Source organism: Kitasatospora saccharophila (assembly GCF_039529925.1).
GTDB lineage: Bacteria > Actinomycetota > Actinomycetes > Streptomycetales > Streptomycetaceae > Kitasatospora > Kitasatospora saccharophila.
In genome coordinates this window covers 1-1,537 of the sequence record NZ_BAAANS010000151.1, presented here as the reverse complement: position 1 = coordinate 1,537, position 1,537 = coordinate 1, and the positions used below count along the sequence as shown (strand labels likewise).

Genomic DNA, 1,537 nt, shown 5'->3' with positions numbered 1-1,537 from the left:
AGCTACCTCGCCGGCCTCCACCTTCGAGGCGCGATGATCTGGATCAAGGACCTCACCAGAATCGCCACTTGATCACGACCAAATACGCGCCCTAGTGGCCCGGGTACCGCCGGGTCCAGTAGGCGTCCTGGGCCGGGACGTACTCGCCGCCACCGGGGGAACCGGTCATCTCCCGGCGCAGGTCACGGGCCAGGACGTCCAGTTCCCAGGCGAGTTCGAGCCGGCCGAGCAGCGCGACGGGCAGCGCGTCCACGCCGTGCGCGGCGCCCAGGAACGCCCCGGCGGTGGTGCCCACCGAGCAGCCGTCGGGGGCGCCGGCGGCGAACCGCAGCGCGGCGTCGACGTCCTGCGGGCGGGGGAAGCGGGTGAACACGTACAGGCCGCCGAGCAGCGCCGAGACGGCCGTCGCGTCGGGCGCCAGCCGGGCCAGCTCGGCGGCGGACGGCTCGCCGGCCGGGCCCAGCAGCAGGTCGGCGGCGCCGGGCGGCAGCGGCAGGGCGGCCAGCGTCGCGGGCAGGTGCGGCAGCGGGTCCTCGCCGGCCACGCAGAGCGCGAGCAGCTCGGCGGCGCGGAAGGCGGCCTCCTGCGCGTCCGGCGCGCCGTGGGTGAGCGCGGCGGTCTCCCGGACGATCTGCTCGACCCGGTCCCTGACGCCCAGCGCCAGCGCCACGCCCAGCGCCAGCCCCCGGGTCAGCGCGTGCGCCCCGCGGCTCTGCGGGGCCGGACTCCCGTACTTCGCCCTCAGAACGGCCACGGTGGCCGGGGCCGAACCCCGCCGCTCGCGCAGCGCGGGCACCTCGGCCAGCCAGCCGTCCAACTCCACCCCCTGCGCGGGCACCACCCCCTGCATGACGCCCCACCGCCAGTAGGCGCTGCGCACCACCGACGGCGGGTGGCAGATCCCCTTGTAGCTCCACCGCACCGAGGCCCGGATGAGCCCCTCGACCGTGAACGCCCCCAACTGCGTGGCCACCCCCACCCGCAGCGGCCCCCGCTCCGGCCACACCCCCCGGACCACCCCCGCCGCGTCCCCCAGCGCCGCCCCCACCACCAGCCCCCGCGCCCCGGCCTCGGTCACCTGCTCCACCTGCTCGCCCGCCACCCTCGCACCTCCGCTCGCCCGTCTCCGCGGCCCCATCCCACCACAGGCCCCCGACCGCCCCGCCGCCAGCGCTCCCCCGACGACGGTCTCGCACCCGCAGCGGCGTCTTCCGGCTTCGGGACGGCCGAGGGGTTTCACCTACGTGCGGATTCGGGCCTCCGTTCCGCGGTCCGGCCGAGCCCCGTTCCACGGGTGTCGGGGGCGGAGTGGGTGGACATCGCGGTAGGGCGGGTCTCCGGTGGGGGGCGGTTCACGACGTCAGGAAGCCGTAAGGCCCTCGCCCGTGAGTCCGGTGCGCGTCTTGCCTAGGGTCGGGCCATGACCTTTGCACCTGACCGCGTCCACCCGCCCCGTACTGACGGCACGCCGACGGCTGAGCTCGGCGTGATCGGTGGTTCGGGTCTGTACGCGTTGCTCGACGAGGTCGTCGAGGTG

Annotated in this window: 1 protein-coding gene; it reads right to left on the bottom strand. The window is 76.0% G+C overall.

Annotated features, from left to right (window positions below; translation table 11 throughout):
* Positions 1 to 91: 91 nt before the first annotated feature.
* Complete coding sequence (locus tag ABD345_RS39900; RefSeq protein ID WP_344559733.1) at positions 92 to 1,102, bottom strand: ADP-ribosylglycohydrolase family protein; 1,011 nt, start codon at positions 1,100 to 1,102, stop codon at positions 92 to 94.
* Between the last annotated feature and the right edge of the window lie 435 nt (positions 1,103 to 1,537).